The sequence below is a fragment of the Mediterraneibacter agrestimuris genome, from assembly GCF_943193195.1.
Classification (GTDB): Bacteria; Bacillota; Clostridia; order Lachnospirales; family Lachnospiraceae; genus Schaedlerella; species Schaedlerella agrestimuris.
In genome coordinates this window covers 1-18,497 of the sequence record NZ_CALPDG010000052.1, presented here as the reverse complement: position 1 = coordinate 18,497, position 18,497 = coordinate 1, and the positions used below count along the sequence as shown (strand labels likewise).

The following is an 18,497-nucleotide window of genomic DNA, read 5'->3' as shown; positions in this document are numbered from 1 at the left end:
GAAAGTAATGATTTTGATTCATTTATGAAATTCGCAGTGTAGTTTTGTGCAATTTTTCAAATTTGCTCATTTATAGTCTTCTTCTTTCTGTAGATAATAAAATCTCTTCTGAATTTCAATCTCTTCTCGAAGCTGTTCTTCTGATGGAAGGCAAGTTTTATATTTAGATGCAAATAATTGTTCGTGCCCATGCAATATAGAATATTTTGCAATATCTTCGTCTGTATCAGAACATAAAATAATGCCTAATGTTGGATTATCCCCTTCATTTCGCTTCATTTCATCATACATACGAATATACATATCCATCTGTCCCACATCCTGATGTGTGATTTTCGACGTTTTTAAATCAATCAATACAAAACACTTCAAAATGTAATTGTAAAAAACAAGATCAATGTAATAATCTTCTTTTTCAGTTCGAATATGCTGTTGTCTCGCTACAAATGCATATCCTTTCCCCAACTCCATGAGAAATTTTTGAATATGCGTGATAATTCTCTGCTCCAATTCACTTTCTGTAAAGTCTGTATTAGAAGATAGTCCAAGAAATTCTGCTATTACTGGATTTTTGATAAATTCCAGCTTATCAGCCTGATAAGTAGCTGTTAGTTCTTTCATTTCTTTTTCTACAGGTTTTGTATTTTGAGACATGAGCATGCGGTAATAATACTGTGAAGAAATATTCCGTTGCAAAGTCCGAACTGACCATGCTTGCTCCTGTGCCTCTTTTGCATACCATGCTCGTGCCTCTGGTGATGTTTCCTGAAGCAAAATTCTATAATGCGTCCATGACAAGGGACGCCCAGACTTTGGACGCAGTGAGTCCAAAATTTGAGGAAATTCCTGATGAAATTTCACATATTTATAAAGACTACTAAAGTCAAAGCCTTTGCCATATTTTTCTTTTAATTCTGATGATAGCTTTTTCATAGTTTTTTTGCCATAGTCCGCTTTTCCATTTTCATTCAGACACTCTATAGCAATTCGTTTTCCCAACAACCAGTTCCTTTGAACCAGAATTGTATCGACAGCCGCATACGCAATACTTTGTGCACTCTCCACGATTTCACATGTATCAGCAAATAAATCTCCTGTTTCATGGTAAGCAATCATACTTTTATTTAATTTTGGACTCGGTGAATCCAAACTTGTTTTTTCTTTTTCAGAATGTTTTTTTTCCATCAAAGCAACCTCCTTTTCGATAATTGTTGCGACACTGTCGCAACTTTTCCATTTTGAAGTTCCAGATTGATACCTCAAAACGATTTCTTTAAATCTCCAAAATCTATGTTCTTATTTTACCCCAACTCTTTCATTCTGCCTACTGCTATTTCATGTTCACATATAATAATGAGGTCGCAATCCACGACCTCATCACCTTCATTTAAACATAAATTAATTTCCTGAGAATAATCTCTTTCGCAATTGCTCTGTGCTGATTAGCAGCTCTTACCCATGCCATTTGATCTGCTTCTTTATCCGGCAGTGGTTCTTTTTCTTCCAACTGTTTCAGAATTACCTCTTCCCGTTCTCTGGCTGCCTTATCTACTTCCAGAAGATGCTCTCCAATGGTGTCCTGCAGAAGCATCACCTGATAAGTTTAATTTCGATGGTTCTTCAGATAATCTCTGCGAAGAAAACCATACTTGCCAAGTTGCTCCATCTGCTCACCGGATTTATAGGTGAGATTCGGGATTAGATATCCATTTACATTCGTATACGTTAATTTCATTTTATTAGCACTCTCCATTTCTCATCATTTTTTGACCACAAATTTACGACATTTACGACAAATCTGACACTGCTTTACAATACCAGACAAAATGACTGATGCCCCGGAAAGCCTGTAAAACAGGCACTTCCGGGATACACAAGACAGGACAAAAATCAACTTCCATTATCAAGAGGTGGGTGCTAATTATTTGTGAAGATTGTGTGAACGTTACGAGCCATGCACATTTACGTGAAAAGGGGCTGTAAAAAAAGCCTCTGATTAAGAAACGCCAGAACCGGCATTTGCCGGAACTGGCGTTTCTTTGTATGAATCTTCCCATTTCTGCTCATACATGCACCTTTTCGTAGAAAAAATGGTATACTTAATAAGCCTCAGCCAATCACGCTTAAATTTTAAGCAACCTTCATTTGCCGCTGCTTTTTGTTGTGATATTTATAAAGATTGAATCCGCATGAAATCAGTGTAAGTTCGAGAATTACATTTTTCTCGCCTCTCCGAAATAATCTTTTATACGATTTATCCCACTTTAACACACCAAAAGTACCCTCGGATTGAATGCTTCGATTCATTCTTAAAAGAGCTCCATGTATGGACGTAAGATTGTTCAGAACTTCCTGATGGATAGCGGTTAACTCCTGGTTCATTCGGATGGTCCGATTTTTATGTGCCCTCGGGCAGCATTCCTGCTTATGAGGACACCCTTCACAGGATTCGCATTCGTACAGTTCTTCCGTTCTTCCATATTTATTATATTTCACAGGCTGTGTTCTCTTGAAGAGAAATTTCTGTCCGTTTGGACATATGAGATTCCCATCTGCATCTTTTGTAAAATTTACAGCACGATATGGATTTTCACGATATTTTTTGTCCGTCGTTTCTTTTTTATACATGGTAAATTTCATATATTTTTCCATGCCGTGTTCTTCACAGTAAAGATAATTATTGTAAGAACCGTATCCTGCATCGGCAACCGGATATTTCGGATAATGACCATATGAACGATTGAATTTTTCCACCAAAGGCACAAAACATTCCATGTCCGATGCATAAGGTTTTACATCGATTACGGCGATGTACTCATCGCAGATGGCTGTCTGCAGGTTATACGCTGGGAGCAGTTGGTCATTTCCCATGTAATCACGTTTCAGTCGCATAAAAGTCGCATCCTGATCAGTTTTTGAATAGCTGTTCCTTTCATCTCCGCAGATTTCTATATGACGCGCATAGGTTTTTAAACGTTTTAGATAGCCTTGCAGTTCCTGGTATTGTTTTTGCTGAATGCTTTTTCTGTGTCCGCATCCGGAAACGAACAAATTTTCATCAAGTCCGGTTCCTCTCTTATACATCTCCAACAATTCAGAAATGTAATTAATCGCATACTCTTCACGCTTTTCAAGCTTTAGTCCCAGATATCCAAGTACTTCCTGATTCATGGCATCAATCAGGAGAGATATCTTATCAAAAATTTTCTGACGATTTTTAATACAAGACTTTTTCCATACCCATGTATAACGATTGGCATTTGCTTCTATTTTTGTACCATCAATATATGTATACTGCAAATCCACATGATCTTTTGAAAAAATGTAAGCATTTATGTCCATGAATATCTGTTCTATGGAATCAGTCAGTTCATTTCGGATAAGATTTCCGAAAGTGGCAAAAGTAGGTGCTTTCATTTCGTCGAGAAGATACATGTAACGAATGTCATTGCGTCATAGTTTTTCGATTTCACGCAACGAACAAATACCTTTTTCCATAAAAGCAAACAGTATCACTTTAAGCAGTTTTTGTTCATCACATCTTGGGCGACCTGTTTTGTAGCCTTTCTCTACAAAATATCTTGATAGGTCGATGTGATCCATAACCTCACAAAAAGTGTATACCGGATCAGAAATATCAATTAATTTTTCGATTTCTAATGGTAATTTCAGCTGACGATCTGTATAATTATCATTGGTATTTTGATTTAGTAGCATAATTCATTATACCAAAAAATCGCTCAGACTTCACGGTCTGGGCGATTTTTCTATTAGGGAAGTTTTTTTACACCCCCTTTTTTCATGGAAATGTATAGGGCGACAGCCCTACAGCGAGGGAATTCTTTCCCGAGCTGTGCATGGCGTAACATTCTCTTTCGCACTCGATTTTCTTGATTTGACCACATTTTTACGACAAATCTTTGGAAAAATATATTCGTCTGATTTTCTTACCACATTTTACGACAACGGCTTCTGTTTTATACCACAGCAGGTACGGTTTCTGGCAGGTTCATTTTAGACATCTCGTTCTCCACATGAGACTTCTCTGCAATATGATTGTAGACATTCATTGTGATCTGTGCATCTGAATGTTCTTCGCTCCGCTACGGTCGGTGCTAAACGGATCTCCACCGGACATCCAGCACCCCATCACATACTGCATAACTTTGGGATTGACATTGTTCTCACCCAGTCTGGTACATCCCGTATGACGAAAGGTATGCGATGAACTAGGAGGCATCAGGTTCAGCTCTCTCTGTTTACGGAACGCAGCATATACCATCTGTGTCATAGGAATGTCTCTGATTCCTGCATCCGTTTTAGTTTCTGAATCATGGAAACAATATCCTTCATCACCTTCATAATACACAAGCTGTCCACCTACATGGATCTCCAGATTCTTCATATCCACATCTGATCAGGTTAAGCCGATGGTCTCACTCACTCTCAGGCAAGCCCCAAGCATAACCTGCATCATTGGAAGATGAGGCTTATACACATTACTCTGTTCCACAAACTTCAGAAGTTTTTCCTGCTGTTCCAGTGTCAGTGCTTCTTTCTCCTTTGCCGGAGCCCCATAATCTCCTAGTGTTCCAGTTACCGGATTCTTACGGATAATCCCATCTTCTACTGCCAGTTCAAAACTGGGATTCAATAAGCCATAAAGACCTTTGATCGTACTGTGTGCCAGTCCTTCATCTGACAATGTGGAAAAGAACGTCCTTACGTGAGATGTCTTAAAATCCACAACATGAATGTTTCCCAAAGTATTTCGTATCCGGTAGTCCCACATACGGATATAATTCTTTTTCATTTCTCTTTCCTTTTCAAACCAGCCCTGCCTTGTGGCAGAAGCTCCGACTCGTAACAACTAAATTGACACAATCAGCTTAATCTGCGAATCAGTTTCAGGATTCTGTCTGCACAAAGACGGATTTCCTTTTCTGTAAGTTTTCCTTCTTTATACGCATCACGAATGTTTTTATCATCATCCGGATTCCCCGGCATAATAATATCATTTCCTGCTGCCACACAAACCCACGGAATGCTTCCATCCTCCGGTACTGTTGTATTCCAGTCAGACATTATAACTCCGTCAAATCCCCACTCTTCACGTGCAATCCTTGTACAAAGGTCCTTGCTGTTTGCTGCATGCACACCATTGATCAGATTATAGGAAGACATGATCGCAGTTGGTGCACCCTCTTTCACGGCAATTTCAAAACCTCTGAGATAAATTTCTCTCAATGTCCTTTCTGATACGTGTGCATCAACCCCCATTCTGTTATCTTCCTGATTATTGCATGCAAAATGCTTGATTGTAACACCACATCCCCGTCTGCTCTGAACTCCTCTGGTCACCGCTGCTGCCAGTGTGCCTGCAAGAAATGGATCTTCTGAATAATATTCAAAGTTTCTTCCACACAGCGGATTTCTGTGAATATTCAATCCCGGTGCAAGCCAGAGATTAATATGAAATTCTTCCATCTCTGCCGCAACCTTCCGTCCAAACTGTTCCATCAGTTTTTTGTTCCAGGACTGTGCAAGTGCTGTTCCTACCGGAAATGCAGTACAATACTGATAGTAACGTTCTGCGCCCTCATGGTCTTTTTTTCCAACAAGATAACCATTTTCAAGTGAACCAAGCACATCTGTTCCATAAACTGTATCTTTCTCACGGTCTACTTCATAAGTTTGCTGCAGGCGGATTCCGGCCGGTCCGTCTGCCATGATCAAAGATGGGATTCCGTATTGATCAAGCAGTGCTTCACTCGTCTCTCCTGCTGTTCCCGGCACTTTAATTCCAGATGCTCCAAGTGTACTTCTGATTTCAGACATATTTCCATACAGAAGTGAAATCAAATCTTCTACAGGAATCTCCGTTTCTTCTGGAAATCTGCATACTTTCTTTTCTTCTGCCTCTGGTTCAAATGATACGTTCGGAAGTTCCTCAAGTAGTGCTGTCCATTCTTCTGCGCGTCTGCATAATTCTTCTGCACAGTCTTTGATTTCAACGACTTCACTATGATCTTCCAGTTTCTTTGTTTTCTCCATCATTACATCAGCAGATACCTTTACCCCCGCTGAAAGTTTTGCCTCTGACAAGCTGTTTCCAATCCATATTCCATAAGCACCTGCCTGGATTCTCCACTCCTGCTGCTCTTCCAAAAAGCTTGCGAACGCCTTTGCAGGAAGAACAATATTCAGCATCTCTTTCTCTCCCGGTTTCAGTTCTTCTGTCTTTTCATATCCGACCAGACGACGGAATTCTTTTCTGCTTCCATCCTGAGGAAGAGAAGCATAAATCTGCACAACTTCTTTTCCGCTGTATGTTGTTCCTGTGTTTTCTACCTCAACAGTTACTGTCACACCTTTCGAAGCAGTATTTATACCGCAAAGTCGAATGTCAAATTCTGTATAAGACAGACCATAACCAAATGAAAATAATGGTTCAATTCCAAAGCTGTCAAAATAGCGGTATCCAACATAGATTCCTTCCGCATATTCTTCCGTCTCAAGATTTCCGTTCAAATAGCTGAACTCCTCTGCTGCCGGACAATCATCGTAGCGTTTTGTCCATGTTGTTGTCAGCTTTCCACTCGGTGTAAATTCTCCAAACAATATATCAGCAACTGCATTTCCACCTTCCTGTCCAAGCTGGGAAATATTCAGGATCGCACATATATTTTCTGTTCCAGCCAGCAGGTCTGTAAGTTCTACCGGTCCACCTGCATTAATGATCAATACAGTTGGGATTTTCTGCTCATTCAGGAAATACAGATCTTTTTCTTCCTGGTCACTCAGATAATAATCCCCTTTTCTTTTTCTTCTGTCCTTTCCCTCGCCGGAAATACGGCTTACAATATAAACTACGGCGTCTGCATCCTTGATGTCTTCATTTGTCACCGCACGGCCATCCGGCATGGCAAATGGATTGGCAGCATAGGCATCAAATGGATTGTCTACATGTTTTGCAGCTTCTAAGATCTGCTCCTTCCACTCTGTTCTCGCCTGCTCATAGCGGTTGTGATAATCTTTCAGCCACTCCTCGCTTACAATATCAGCGTTTTTTTCTTTCATTCCGGCATATATAGATACACTTTCTCTGTTATTTACATCTCCGGAACCAGTACCACCTTTGATCGTCTTCTCTGCCCCAATTCCCAAAAGTGCAATCTTTGTATCTTTTTTTAATGGAAGAAGTCCTTCATTTTTCAACAGGACAATTCCTTCTTCTGCTGCCTCACGCGCAAACACTGCATGATCTATTTCACGCTGGCAAACTTCTGTACTTCTTGTTCCACTATGTTTCAAATTTGTTTCCATTTACACATCTCCTTAAATAAACCAACTGTAAGAAAAAAGCTGCCCACTAAATGACAGCCTTCCTCCAACAACTTAATTCTTATTATTCTTTTACTCCACCAAGAGTAACTCCTGCAATAATATATTTAGACAACAGCAGGTATATAATAATGATCGGCACGATTGCTACTGTGATCATCATATAGATTTTACCCATATCAAAGTTCATATAGTCTGCTCCACGAAGTGTTGCGATCAGGATCGGGACTGTCATCTTATTCTTTGACTGAATGATCAAAGCCGGAACGAAGTAATTGTTCCAGGAACCAACGAAAGTAAAGATTGCCTGAACTGCAATTGCCGGCTTCATGATTGGAAGAACAATGTGGTTAAATGTCTTAAATTCTCCAGATCCATCTATTCTTGCCGCTTCTACAAGAGAAATCGGAAGGGAAGACTGCAGATAACTGTACATGAAATAAAATACAGCCGGTGATGCAATTGATGGAATGATCAATGGAAGCAGAGAATCATACATTCCCATGTTCGTAACCAATTTCAGGAATCCCATTGCTGTAACCTGTGTAGGCATAACAAGGATTGCCATAATAAATGTAAATGCTACTTTTTTCCCTTTAAAATCATAAGCATAAAGTCCATATGCTGTCAGAGCTGAAAAATAGGTACATAATGCTGCTGAACACCCTGATACGATCAAACTGTTCAAAATACCACGGAACATCGGGAAGCTTCCGTCATTCGCTACATTTTTTAGATTTGTAAAGAAATATTTTCCCGGCAGTGCTGAGAATCCCTTCTGCAGATCTGCATGAGAACGTGTTGCATTTATAATCAACACATAGAAGAAAAACAGACACATAAAAGATAACAGAATCAATACGGTATGTGCCAGTATGCTACGTCCACGACTTGACTTTGTTTTTGATTTCATTATCTCTTTCTCCTTTCTGCTTTTGCTCTTTTCTTAGCTGCTTTCTTAGAACCATCCGGATCGTTATCATTTGTCATACGATATACAAAGAAACAGAGGATTGCACTTACGACAAACAGATATACAGAAAGTGCACCGGCCATTCCATAGTTTTTGCTCTTCAGATGACTGTTCAGGAACATGATCAGAGTCATGGATGTTCTGTTCGGGTTACCCTGTCCATTTGTCAGGATCTGAGGAACATCGAACATCTGAAGTCCGCCAATAATGGATGTGATCAATGTATATGCCAGAATTGGACGGATCAAAGGCAGTGTAATATAGAAGAATCTCTGGATACTGTTACATCCATCCAGGTCAGATGCCTCGAAGACGTCCTGACTGATTCCCATGATTGCTGCCATCAACATAATAGTTGTATTTCCAAACCACATCAGGAAGTTCATAAATCCGATCAACGATCTTGTTCCAAATACAGATCCAAGGAAATCGATCGGTTTTTTCAGGATTCCGATTGACATCAGAATTGAGTTAATCGGTCCATTTGTTGAGAACATTGTAAAGAATAACAATGCAAATGCAGATGCCATAATCAGGTTTGGAAGATAAATGACAACTTTGAAAAACTGCTGCCCTCTAATCTTTAATCGGACATCAGTGAACCACGCTGCAAGTACCAGCGCGATCACAATCTGAGGTATAAATCCGATCATCCACAGAATTAAAGTATTCGCTCCATATTTCAGCATATCTGAATGAAGAAGACTCACATAGTTTGCCATTCCTATAAAATTCGGTCCAACCTCTTTAATTCCTGATCGGTAATATTCAAAGAAACTATACCTTACTGTATCGATCAACGGTATCAATGAGAAAATAATGTATGTTACGAAAAAAGGAAGAATAAATATATATCCCCATTTTCCATAATCAATACTTTTTTTCTTTTTCTTCATAATGGTTCTTCCTTTCCACAATATCTTCTAACAGAACAGAGGCTCTGCTGTCACAGAGCTCCCTGCGTTAGTAGCTGTTCATTCCAGACATTATTCTGGCCAAACAACCTCTGTAATGTCAGGATAACGTTCTTTAATTGCTGTTTCAAAGTTTGATTTTGCTTTCTCAAAGTCAACTTTGCCCTGGAAGTAATCGCTGAATGAGTTCTGGATCAACTCCACACATCCCTGATCGTAAGCGGAAAGTGGTGCGATCTTGATGTTTTCAGCAACTGGTGCAAAATACTGGAATGGGTTCTGTCCGCCAAGGAATTCTGAACCATATGTAGCATCATCGTTTGCTGCTTCCTGCATACCGGATTTTGTATTTGTAAAGTCTGAGTAATCCTGGGAGATCTTTAACAGATTATCTTTTTTTGCTGTCATAGCAAGGATAATGTCTTTTGCATGTTCCGGATTATCTGTACCTGTTGCAACATGGATGTAAGATCCTCCCCAGTTGTATTCCTGCGGTGGGTTTGTTACTGCCCATACGCCGTCTTCTCCATCCCAGTTCGGTTTCAGTGTGAAATCAATACCCCATGCCGGGAAGAGGAATGCAAATACTTTGGACTGACTTCCCATTGCTTTGTTCCAGTCATCATTCCACTGACCTTTTACTGTCGGGTTTAAGTAACCTGCATCCAGCCATTCTTTTGAATCATTAATCCACTGCATGATCATTGGATCAACTGTAACCTTTGTGTCTCCATCTTTTACCCATGAATCAGAAATGTTGTTTCCATAGAGACGGAATGTATCAGCATAAGAAGCAAATGCATAATATCCTTTCTGCTTCAGTTCTTCTGCTGTCTGTTTCATAGTAGCCCAGTCTTTTACTTTTTCACCTACAGCAGTCGGATCGTCTGTTCCGAATACCTCTTTTGCAATATCACGACGGTAAACCATTGTTCCCGGACAGCACTGCCATGTAGATCCTCTCTGAACTCCGTCTGCATCAGATGCTGTTGTTCTTGTGAAGTCGTACTGATCTGCAAGATCTTTATCCGGATCAATTCCAAGATCCTTCAGTGGCATTGCAGCGTCTGCTTCAGCATCTGTATATTTGTATACATAGTCTGTCTCTGACAGGAAGATATCTACTTTATCATCTGTATCAGCATCTGCCTGTTTCATAAGTGCCTCATCAAGTTTCTGCTGATAAACACCATCCTGATTTGGATTGATGATCCAGTGGATCTCTGTTCCATCTTTCAATGTTGTAACAGTTCCATCTTTGGATGTTGACTCAACTTCAGGATATACAGCTTCCAGTCTCTCACGGAACTCATCATTCCAAGAATAAATGTTAATTACCTTTCCTTCTTCTGTACTGGCCTCTCCGCCATTTCCCCCTTTGCTTCCACATCCGGCAAGTAATCCAACAGCAACTACTGTTGCCATAAGAATCGCAACAACTCTCTTTTTCATTTATAAATCCTCCTTTATCTAAGCACTCTGCTACTGCTATGCTTTTCTTGTTGTTGAACTAAATATACCATCTTTTTTCCTCCGATTATATTATTTATCTTAACAAAATGTCAAATTCGTGTCATAATATAAAAAAGGAGGTTTTTTATGGCTTTATCTAATGAATGGTACAATACAGAACTCGAAAACAGCGAATTAGAAACGCTTCACAGATCACCAACTGTAGAATATTCTTTCTATAATGCTGTACGCTCCGGCGACATGGAAGCAGTCATTAAAAACTGTTCCGAAGATGAATTTATTCGCCTGGAAGGAACGGGCGTTCTGTCCCGTAATGCGCTTACTAATATAAAATACCACTTTGTTGTCACTGCTGCAATGTTGACCCGTTATTGTATCGACGGTGGGCTCGAACCAGAGCAGGCTTACAGGCTCAGCGACTTCTATATTCTGAAGATGGATCCCTGCACAACGATCCGTCAGGTTGCAGATCTTCACCATGAGATGGCAAAGGATTTTACAGGTAAGATGATTCTTCAGAAAAAGAGTTCCATTTTATCAAAACCCGTTATGCAATGTGTTGATTATATTTACAGTCACATCAAAGAAAGAATCACGATTCAGGTTCTTGCTGACCACACCGAACTTTCCACGAATTATCTTTCACGCATTTTCAAGCAGAATCTGGGAGTCTCTGTCAGCGATTATATCCGTGAGCAGAAGATAGAAAAAGCAACTCATCTGCTGCGATACTCAGATAAATCAATTGTAGATATCGCAAATTATCTTGCTTTTTCTTCACAGAGTCACTTCATCCAGACATTCGAGAGCTTTACCGGGCTCACCCCAAAGAAGTACCGGGACAAATACTATAAAAGCATGTGGTAACATCAGATTTCTTCTCAGAAGAATTCTCAGATTTTCCCACAAAAAATACTGTCAGAAAGCAATTCTCTTTCTGACAGTATTTTTATCTTTTTTTAATCTGTCGATTATACTAATTCAATTTCAATCTTATGTGTCTCTTTCACTGAAAGCATCTGAATCTCTCTCTTTGAAAGTATTGTACACCTTTCAGCTGTTATTTCTAATGCTTTTCCATCGCAAGCTGCTTTCCGGATCTTCAACTGATTAAATTCTTTCTTTTCTTTATTATAGAATATAATCTCAAAGTTCCTTCCGGCAAATGTCATCTTAAGTACTGCTTTTCCATCCTGATTATACTGTTCCGGCATAAGTGCAGGTGCGATCTTCAAGTCACCGCAATCTCCTTTCACCCCAAACACTTCTGTGATCATGGTAAGCATATACCAGCTTGCAGCGCCTGTCAGATATGCATAGAGGCCTCTTCCCTGATTATCAAAATATTCCGGAAGTCCAGGATACATCTTACTGTTATCAAATTCCATTGCTGCATCTAAAAGTGCCTGAAGTACTTTATTTCCTTCTTTTGCAAATCCTCTCTGGTACAATGCATTTGAGTACATAACAGCCATGTGTGAGAACACTGCTCCATTCTCTTTCTCGCCATAAGCAAATCCAAACATTCTTCCAAGATCAAATTTTTCCTCATGGAAGTTTGTGTTCAAACGGTATCCGCCGGCTTTCTGATCATAAAGATACTTGTCTGCACTCCTGCAGATAGATTCCACCTGATCTTCTGTTGCCGTTCCACTCATAATGGCAAATACTTGTCCGGTCAGCATCATTCTCACGCTTTCATCCATAACGCCTTCTACTTTTCTGCCATGGTTATCATAATAGCCATTGAACCAGCCATCTTCTCCATCCTTCACCCATTCGTTGGCACGGATGTTTTTCATCATCCAGTCTGCTTTTCCCTCAAGATTAGCAGCAAGTTGATCCAGTCTTACATCAATTGTGTCTCCACTGATATTATGTTCACATTTCTTTGCGTATCCTGCAAGGAGTGCCTGCTTACGTGCTGCATCTTCATACAGTTCCACGCTTCCTGCAAGAAGATCTTCCATCTCATGTGCAATTTCAATCTTGCTGCTTCCACTGATTTCTTCCAACTGACGGAGTGTTTTTGCAATATTTCTCAAATTTCCGGCATAAGCACAGGTAAATGCAACACTTTCACCCTTCTCCCATGCCATGTCCAGTGCATCATTCCAGTCGGCACCATGAAGACGCATTTCATTATGCTCTCCTACATCATAGAACGCACACAGATTCTGTAAAAGAATATGCTCCAAAACTGTTCCGAAATAAATGTGGTCTCTTTCTGTTTTCTGCTTCTGTCCATATTCGCTGTTCCAAAACTTATCATGTGCAGTACCTCTCATAGACTGCAAATCTTTAAAATACGGAACCTTTTCAAACAGAACCTCCATATCTCCTGTCTGATCCAGATACAGACGAGTCGTTACAAATGGCCAGAATGCATGATCCATCCAGACACGTGTAATATTGTTTCTGTCTGCAATAAACTCACCCTGCTTATTTCCGATGATTGTCGCATTTGTTCCATCAATTCTTACTCCGCCATAATTATCCACGATCATCTGACGGACGTTTGAGGGATTCATAATCAGAAGTGCAAGGCAATCCTGCCAGAGATCTCTCCAGCCTCTTCCTCCTTTTCCATAATCGTGATATGGAAGGAAGGAACATCCATAAATTCTTCTTAAAATTGGCTGGAAGCAAATCCACTTCAGATAATTGTCTGTAGCTTCATCACCGGTTTCAAACTCTACATTTACTTTTTCTGTCCAATACTTTTTCACTTTGGCAAGCTCGTTTTCCGCTTGCTCCTTCGTACCAAATAAAGTACAGATTTTTGAAATGGAAGCCTTTTCTCCCGTTGCTCCGGCAAGAACAACATACTCTATTGATTCATTTGCTTTTAATTTTCTGCGTTCAAACCTGAATGCCCCAACAGCCTCTTTCCCCTCCAGATGGCAGCCTGCGGTACATCCCGTTTTTTCTACACGTACTGCTTCCGGAATCAGGAAAGAACCTCCCTCTCCAATAAAGCTTTCAACAGTCGGATAAAACTCCTTCGGGGCATTTCCTTCTGCTGTAAAACCATATACAAAATAAGTCGTATCATTTTTCTGATGTCCACGCTCATCAAAGGATAATACCGGTGTAACTTCTACGCCACATTCTTTCGTGTCGATTCTGTGAAGAAGTGATGTAACATGTCTGTGGTCGCGGATATTATCTGCACTTCTTCCATAAACCGGAATGGCAACGATCGGTGTTACTTCCTGTTCTTCTTCCGAAAGATTTGTAATCTTGATCAGCTGGATCTCTGTTGTGCCATCAATAGAAACAAAGGATGTGATTTCTGACTGAAGATCATATTTTTTTGAAGTTCTTGTCAACTTCTGCCACATCATTCCTGCTTCCAGAGTGCTTTCATCCTGTCTGTCTGTATATTTATCAAACTCCTGCTCCGCTGAAACTCCACATGCTGACCAGTAGCCTTTTCCTTCTACCCGACACCAGAAATTTCTGGTGCCACGGTTATTGTGAAGGTTTTCAATGCTGACAGGTTCTAGAAGGAAATGATTCTGATCCGTTTTACTATCTCCCCCCAAAGTTGGTGTAATACTGGATTTCAGACCTTCTTCTCCTGCCAGTGGTAAGTAAAGTCCACTATAATTTTCCGGATTTGTAATCGTAAATGTTCCGTTTTTATCTGTAAAATTGATTTTTCTCATGTCCAGTCCCTCGTCATTTCATTTAAGAAAGGAATAATTCTACCTCTGTTGTCTTTGTTAACTTCTCCTGTGGAATATAATTATCTTTCATTTGTTCTCCATTTACGAAAAGTTTTTCACATCCTGACTCTGCATGCCCCGGATTTTTCACAACGATATGTAAATGTGAACCTCTGAAATCTTTTTCGATTTCAAATTCCTCCCACTCTTTCGGTACTGACGGAGCAATCTTCAGTCCATAGAAGTCTGGCCGCATTCCGAGAATTCCTTCTACACATCCCACCATAACCGTAGATGCTGTTCCTGTCAGCCAGTGTACATGAGAACGGCCGAAGTTCGGGCTGTGTTTTCCTTCTGTAAACTGTCCATAGCAGTATGGTTCAAGTCTTCTGATCTCTGCACGATTATTCTGTGCAGCCGGTGCATTTTCAATAAAATAGTTAAATGCTCTCTCTCCGTGTCCACGAAGCGCCTCTGCAAGAATGATCCATCCCTGAGACTGTGAGAAAATTCCTGCATTTTCCTTTGTTCCGGCATTGTAGATCACAGCCAGTGCACCGTCAAATGCATGTGCATGATACGGAGGATCCATCAGGATTGCACCATATTCTGTATTCAGTTTGTCATATACATTCTGAAGTGCAAGATCTGCCTGCGCTTCATTTGCAAGCCCACTGATCACAGACCAGCTCTGTGGGTTCAGCCACATATTTGCCTCCGGATCTGTGCGCTGTCCGATCACTTCACCATCCTCTGTGAAGCCACGGATAAAGCGGTCTTCGTTCCAACAGAGATCCTGAATCAGTTTTTCCAGCTTCTTCTGACTTTCCTCCAGATAATTCAGATATTCTGTGTCTTTCTTATACTCAGCAAATTCCTTCAAAATTGTCATTGCATAGTAGAACTGTAATGCAACGAAGGTTGACTCTCCATCTTTTCCGAGTCTTAAGCAGTCATTCCAGTCAGCATAAAGGCCTGCCGGCATACCATGCTTTCCAAGATGATTCATGGAGAAATCTACTGCACGTTTCAAATGCTCGTACACGGTACCTTCTTCTTTATTTGCAAACGGAATCACTTCATCGATAAATTCCAGATTTCCCGTCTCGGAAATGTATTTGTATACTGTCGGGAACAGCCACAGCGCATCATCTGCACGATAAGCCGGGTGTCCTGTCTCCTGCACATAAGAAGCATCATCCGGTGTATCCTCATGTCCCGGATTGTGTGTGAATTTTACAAGTGGAAGCCCTCCACCATTATTTACTTGTGCAGAAAGCATGAAGCGGATCTTCTCTACTGCCATCTCCGGTGCCAGATGGATCACACCCTGGATATCCTGTACTGTGTCACGATAACCGTATCCATTTCTCAGTCCACAATATGTAAAGGATGCAGCACGTGACCAGATAAATGTCATAAAGCAGTTATATGCATTCCATGTATTGATCATTATATTAAATTCTTCGCTTGGTGTCTTCACCTGGAAATGGGACAGATGTCCATGCCAGTACTGGATTAATTCTTCCAGTTCATTTCTGCAGATTGTTTCACAATCCTCATAACGAGACACGATTGTTTCTGCATCAACATCTTCTTTCATACCAACAAGAAATGCTATTTCTTTTGTCTCTCCCGGATATAAAGTCAGGATTGTAGCTAATGCTCCACATCCATTTTCATTATAATTTCCTTCACAATTTAAAATACCATCTTCCACTCCGACCGGATTGTTGTATCCATGATATCTTCCAAGGAAACCTTCCCTGCTTCCACACCAGGAATCAACCTTTGCACCTGCAAGTCCGAAGAAACGGTCAACAACGATCTTGTCATCCACATCTTTTCCATCTTCCAGCTGATCCAGATTGGCATGGATCATCTGCCGCACACGGTTTCCACGGAACACTGTTCTTGTAATGAACTGAGAGTACTGAAGATTTACCTGATCCTGCTCGTAATTGCTGTTGTTTGTAAATTCTGCATAGCCTGTTACATTGATCTTGCGCATGCGATCCGAGGTATTTGTCACTGCAAGATTCCACACTTCATAAGACTGATCCAGCGGAACATAGTATCTTACTTCTGAATGGATCTCGCTATAATCAGCCATCATCTTTGTGTATGCTGTACCATGATGACATTCGCTCTTATAAGAATTCAGATCTTTTCCTACCGGCTGCCAGGAAGCTGACCAATAATCTTCACTCTCCTGATCTCTTAAGTAGATATATCTTCCCGGCTGGTCAAACTGATTGAAGATATATCTTAAAATTCTTCCGTTCGCTCCTGATTTTGCAAAGCTATATCCACCTGCATTATTAGAAATAATTGCTCCATATTCTGGAGATCCAAGATAGTTCACCCAAGGTGCCGGTGTATCCGGTCTTGTGATCACATATTCTTTTTTCGATTCGTCAAAAAAACCATATTTCATACTTCACATTCTCCTATCACACTTATTATAAACAAATTGCAGCCATTCCTACTATCTGCAATTCTATCTTTACTGTGATAAAAGAATATCAAATCAGAACACATTAATATACAAAATAAGAACTTAAAATATCAAATTCGTGACATGACAAAAAGGAATTTACCATATCTGGTTTTCCTATTTTCTGATGTCCGGAGATAGAAATTTCCTATGACCTGATTGTCCAAAATTGGACTATCCACCCTTAGGCACTTCTATTCTCCACTTAATCATTTTCTTCTCCTAATGGAACTTCCCGGATAATATATTCGGTATCGCCATAAAAGCCATACTCATTACGTAATCTATGACGTTCCACATATCCATGATGCTCTAATTCCTTAATTGCAGAACGAACAGAATCAATCCCATCTCTGCTCAATGTTGCCAGTCCTTGCATATTGTAATTCCAGTCATCTGGCAAACTTAACATCAGCGATAATAGACCTTTCGCTTTCAATGTCAGATTCTTATTCTTGAAATGGTGATTACTCATTACCGTAAAATTCTTAGTTCTCTCTACACGAAAAATCTGTGCCATGCTCCATCCTCCTTTTCAGTTCAAAAGAAAAAGCGTAAGTAATATCTCTATCACTCACGCCTTCTCTAAACATTTTATTCTTTTTTCAATAAATTTTTAATCTGTCCAATTACCTGTTCAATCCTCAGTTACAAACTTTAACTTTGTTAAACATAGATCAGTTCCTTTAAAATAATCTCTTCCGCAATCGCTCTGTGCTGATTAGCAGCTCTTACCCAAGCCATCTGATCTGCTTCTTTATCCGGCAGTGGTTCTTTTTCTTCCAACTGTTTCAGAATTACCTCTTCCCGTTCTCTGGCTGCCTTGTCCACTTCCAGAAGGTGTTCTCCAATCGTGTCCTGTAAAAGCATCACCTGATAGGTTGAATTTCGATGGTTCTTCAGATAATCTCTGCGAAGAAAACCATACTTGCCAAGTTGCTCCATCTGCTCACCGGATTTATAGGTGAGATTCGGAATCAGATATCCATTTACATTTGTATACGTTAATTTCATTTTATTAGCACTCTCCATTTCTCATCATTTTTTGACCACAAATTTACGACATTTACGACAAATCTGACACTGCTTTACAATACCAGACAAAATGGCTGATGCCCCGGAAAGCCTGTAAAACAGGCACTTCCGGGATACACAAGACAGGACAAAAATCGACTTCCATTATCAACACTTGAGTGCTAATTTGCATTTTATATTTATTTCTCTTTTACCCATCTAAATTTGCTCTCTCAGCAAATCACCTTTATATAAAATCACTTTGACAAACAATAATATTTGCAAAACCGTGCACAATAAGTATTATTAAATATACGAAGGTGCCCGCTATGGAACACGTTATCTTACATTCTGATATGAATAATTTATTTTCACAAGTTCGTCCGGTGATATTACTTCCTTCACACCTTGTATCTCAAAACAACGCAAAACGGTGCGGAAATCCGAATTTATCAGATATTCTGCACCGTCTACCAATACCGTTTCCGGAAAATGGTTCGTTAAAATACTCATAGCCCCGCCATCGGCATTTTGCCGATATTTCTGATACCGTCCATAACCTTTTCATATTCCTGGTTCTGATGTATCTGTTCAGTTACGAGCTGCTCATA

13 protein-coding genes and 2 pseudogenes are annotated in these 18,497 nt (G+C 40.1%); 1 reads left to right on the top strand and 14 read right to left on the bottom strand.

Annotated features, from left to right (window positions below; all coding sequences use genetic code 11):
* Window positions 1-66: 66 nt before the first annotated feature.
* The 9 genes and pseudogenes from NFS18_RS16855 to NFS18_RS16810 form a co-directional block, all read right to left on the bottom strand.
* Entirely contained in the window at window positions 67-1,185 is a 1,119-nt protein-coding gene (locus tag NFS18_RS16855; protein WP_251392413.1) for a PDDEXK nuclease domain-containing protein, read from the bottom strand.
* A gap of 202 nt (window positions 1,186-1,387) precedes the next feature.
* Window positions 1,388-1,735, bottom strand: a pseudogene (locus NFS18_RS16850) (TnpV protein).
* A gap of 395 nt (window positions 1,736-2,130) precedes the next feature.
* A pseudogene (locus NFS18_RS16845) lies at window positions 2,131-3,717 on the bottom strand (transposase).
* A gap of 349 nt (window positions 3,718-4,066) precedes the next feature.
* On the bottom strand, window positions 4,067-4,405 hold the full coding sequence (locus NFS18_RS16835) for a site-specific integrase (RefSeq protein ID WP_226971208.1): 339 nt from the start codon (window positions 4,403-4,405) through the stop codon (window positions 4,067-4,069).
* Window positions 4,406-4,417: 12 nt separating this feature from the next.
* Entirely contained in the window at window positions 4,418-4,813 is a 396-nt protein-coding gene (locus tag NFS18_RS16830; protein ID WP_251392403.1) for a hypothetical protein, read from the bottom strand.
* Between the two features lie 71 nt (window positions 4,814-4,884).
* Complete coding sequence (locus NFS18_RS16825; protein WP_251392402.1) at window positions 4,885-7,326, bottom strand: glycoside hydrolase family 3 protein; 2,442 nt, start codon at window positions 7,324-7,326, stop codon at window positions 4,885-4,887.
* An 82-nt stretch (window positions 7,327-7,408) separates the two neighbouring features.
* A complete protein-coding gene (locus NFS18_RS16820) occupies window positions 7,409-8,257 on the bottom strand; it encodes a carbohydrate ABC transporter permease (protein ID WP_024853673.1) in 849 nt (282 codons plus the stop codon).
* Window positions 8,257-9,213, bottom strand: coding sequence for a carbohydrate ABC transporter permease (locus NFS18_RS16815; protein WP_022036866.1), 957 nt, complete (start codon window positions 9,211-9,213; stop codon window positions 8,257-8,259). Before NFS18_RS16815 ends, NFS18_RS16820 begins: the two co-directional genes overlap by 1 nt.
* Before the next feature lie 90 nt (window positions 9,214-9,303).
* Window positions 9,304-10,683, bottom strand: a complete 1,380-nt coding sequence (locus NFS18_RS16810) for an ABC transporter substrate-binding protein (protein ID WP_251392401.1) — start codon at window positions 10,681-10,683, stop codon at window positions 9,304-9,306.
* Window positions 10,684-10,830: 147 nt separating this feature from the next.
* Here NFS18_RS16810 and NFS18_RS16805 point away from each other — a divergent pair, with 147 nt between their 5' ends.
* Window positions 10,831-11,571 (top strand): AraC family transcriptional regulator, encoded by a 741-nt coding sequence (locus NFS18_RS16805; RefSeq protein WP_251392400.1) that lies wholly within the window; start codon window positions 10,831-10,833, stop codon window positions 11,569-11,571.
* A gap of 104 nt (window positions 11,572-11,675) precedes the next feature.
* On the opposite strand, the gene NFS18_RS16800 is transcribed toward NFS18_RS16805, so the two are convergent.
* From NFS18_RS16800 to NFS18_RS16780, 5 genes are all read right to left on the bottom strand, one after another.
* On the bottom strand, window positions 11,676-14,375 hold the full coding sequence (locus NFS18_RS16800; protein ID WP_251392399.1) for a GH36-type glycosyl hydrolase domain-containing protein: 2,700 nt from the start codon (window positions 14,373-14,375) through the stop codon (window positions 11,676-11,678).
* Window positions 14,376-14,397: 22 nt separating this feature from the next.
* A complete protein-coding gene (locus NFS18_RS16795; RefSeq protein WP_251392398.1) occupies window positions 14,398-16,812 on the bottom strand; it encodes a GH36-type glycosyl hydrolase domain-containing protein in 2,415 nt (804 codons plus the stop codon).
* Between the two features lie 265 nt (window positions 16,813-17,077).
* Window positions 17,078-17,392: a helix-turn-helix domain-containing protein gene (locus tag NFS18_RS16790; RefSeq protein WP_019162573.1), complete on the bottom strand. Its 315-nt coding sequence runs from the start codon at window positions 17,390-17,392 to the stop codon at window positions 17,078-17,080.
* A gap of 146 nt (window positions 17,393-17,538) precedes the next feature.
* Window positions 17,539-17,886, bottom strand: coding sequence for a TnpV protein (locus NFS18_RS16785; RefSeq protein WP_024853668.1), 348 nt, complete (start codon window positions 17,884-17,886; stop codon window positions 17,539-17,541).
* 339 nt (window positions 17,887-18,225) lie between these two features.
* A complete protein-coding gene (locus NFS18_RS16780) occupies window positions 18,226-18,399 on the bottom strand; it encodes a Gp15 family bacteriophage protein (protein ID WP_251392397.1) in 174 nt (57 codons plus the stop codon).
* Window positions 18,400-18,497: the final 98 nt, after the last annotated feature.

Coding starts and splice junctions, on each gene's coding strand:
- NFS18_RS16815 (WP_022036866.1), bottom strand. CDS start 9,213: ATGAAGAAAAAGAAAAAAAGTATTGATTATGGAAAATGGGGATATATA.
- NFS18_RS16785 (WP_024853668.1), bottom strand. CDS start 17,886: ATGAAATTAACGTATACAAATGTAAATGGATATCTGATTCCGAATCTC.
- NFS18_RS16855 (WP_251392413.1), bottom strand. CDS start 1,185: ATGGAAAAAAAACATTCTGAAAAAGAAAAAACAAGTTTGGATTCACCG.
- NFS18_RS16820 (WP_024853673.1), bottom strand. CDS start 8,257: ATGAAATCAAAAACAAAGTCAAGTCGTGGACGTAGCATACTGGCACAT.
- NFS18_RS16835 (WP_226971208.1), bottom strand. CDS start 4,405: ATGAAGAATCTGGAGATCCATGTAGGTGGACAGCTTGTGTATTATGAA.
- NFS18_RS16790 (WP_019162573.1), bottom strand. CDS start 17,392: ATGGCACAGATTTTTCGTGTAGAGAGAACTAAGAATTTTACGGTAATG.
- NFS18_RS16795 (WP_251392398.1), bottom strand. CDS start 16,812: ATGAAATATGGTTTTTTTGACGAATCGAAAAAAGAATATGTGATCACA.
- NFS18_RS16805 (WP_251392400.1), top strand. CDS start 10,831: ATGGCTTTATCTAATGAATGGTACAATACAGAACTCGAAAACAGCGAA.
- NFS18_RS16825 (WP_251392402.1), bottom strand. CDS start 7,326: ATGGAAACAAATTTGAAACATAGTGGAACAAGAAGTACAGAAGTTTGC.
- NFS18_RS16800 (WP_251392399.1), bottom strand. CDS start 14,375: ATGAGAAAAATCAATTTTACAGATAAAAACGGAACATTTACGATTACA.
- NFS18_RS16780 (WP_251392397.1), bottom strand. CDS start 18,399: ATGAGTATTTTAACGAACCATTTTCCGGAAACGGTATTGGTAGACGGT.
- NFS18_RS16810 (WP_251392401.1), bottom strand. CDS start 10,683: ATGAAAAAGAGAGTTGTTGCGATTCTTATGGCAACAGTAGTTGCTGTT.
- NFS18_RS16830 (WP_251392403.1), bottom strand. CDS start 4,813: ATGAAAAAGAATTATATCCGTATGTGGGACTACCGGATACGAAATACT.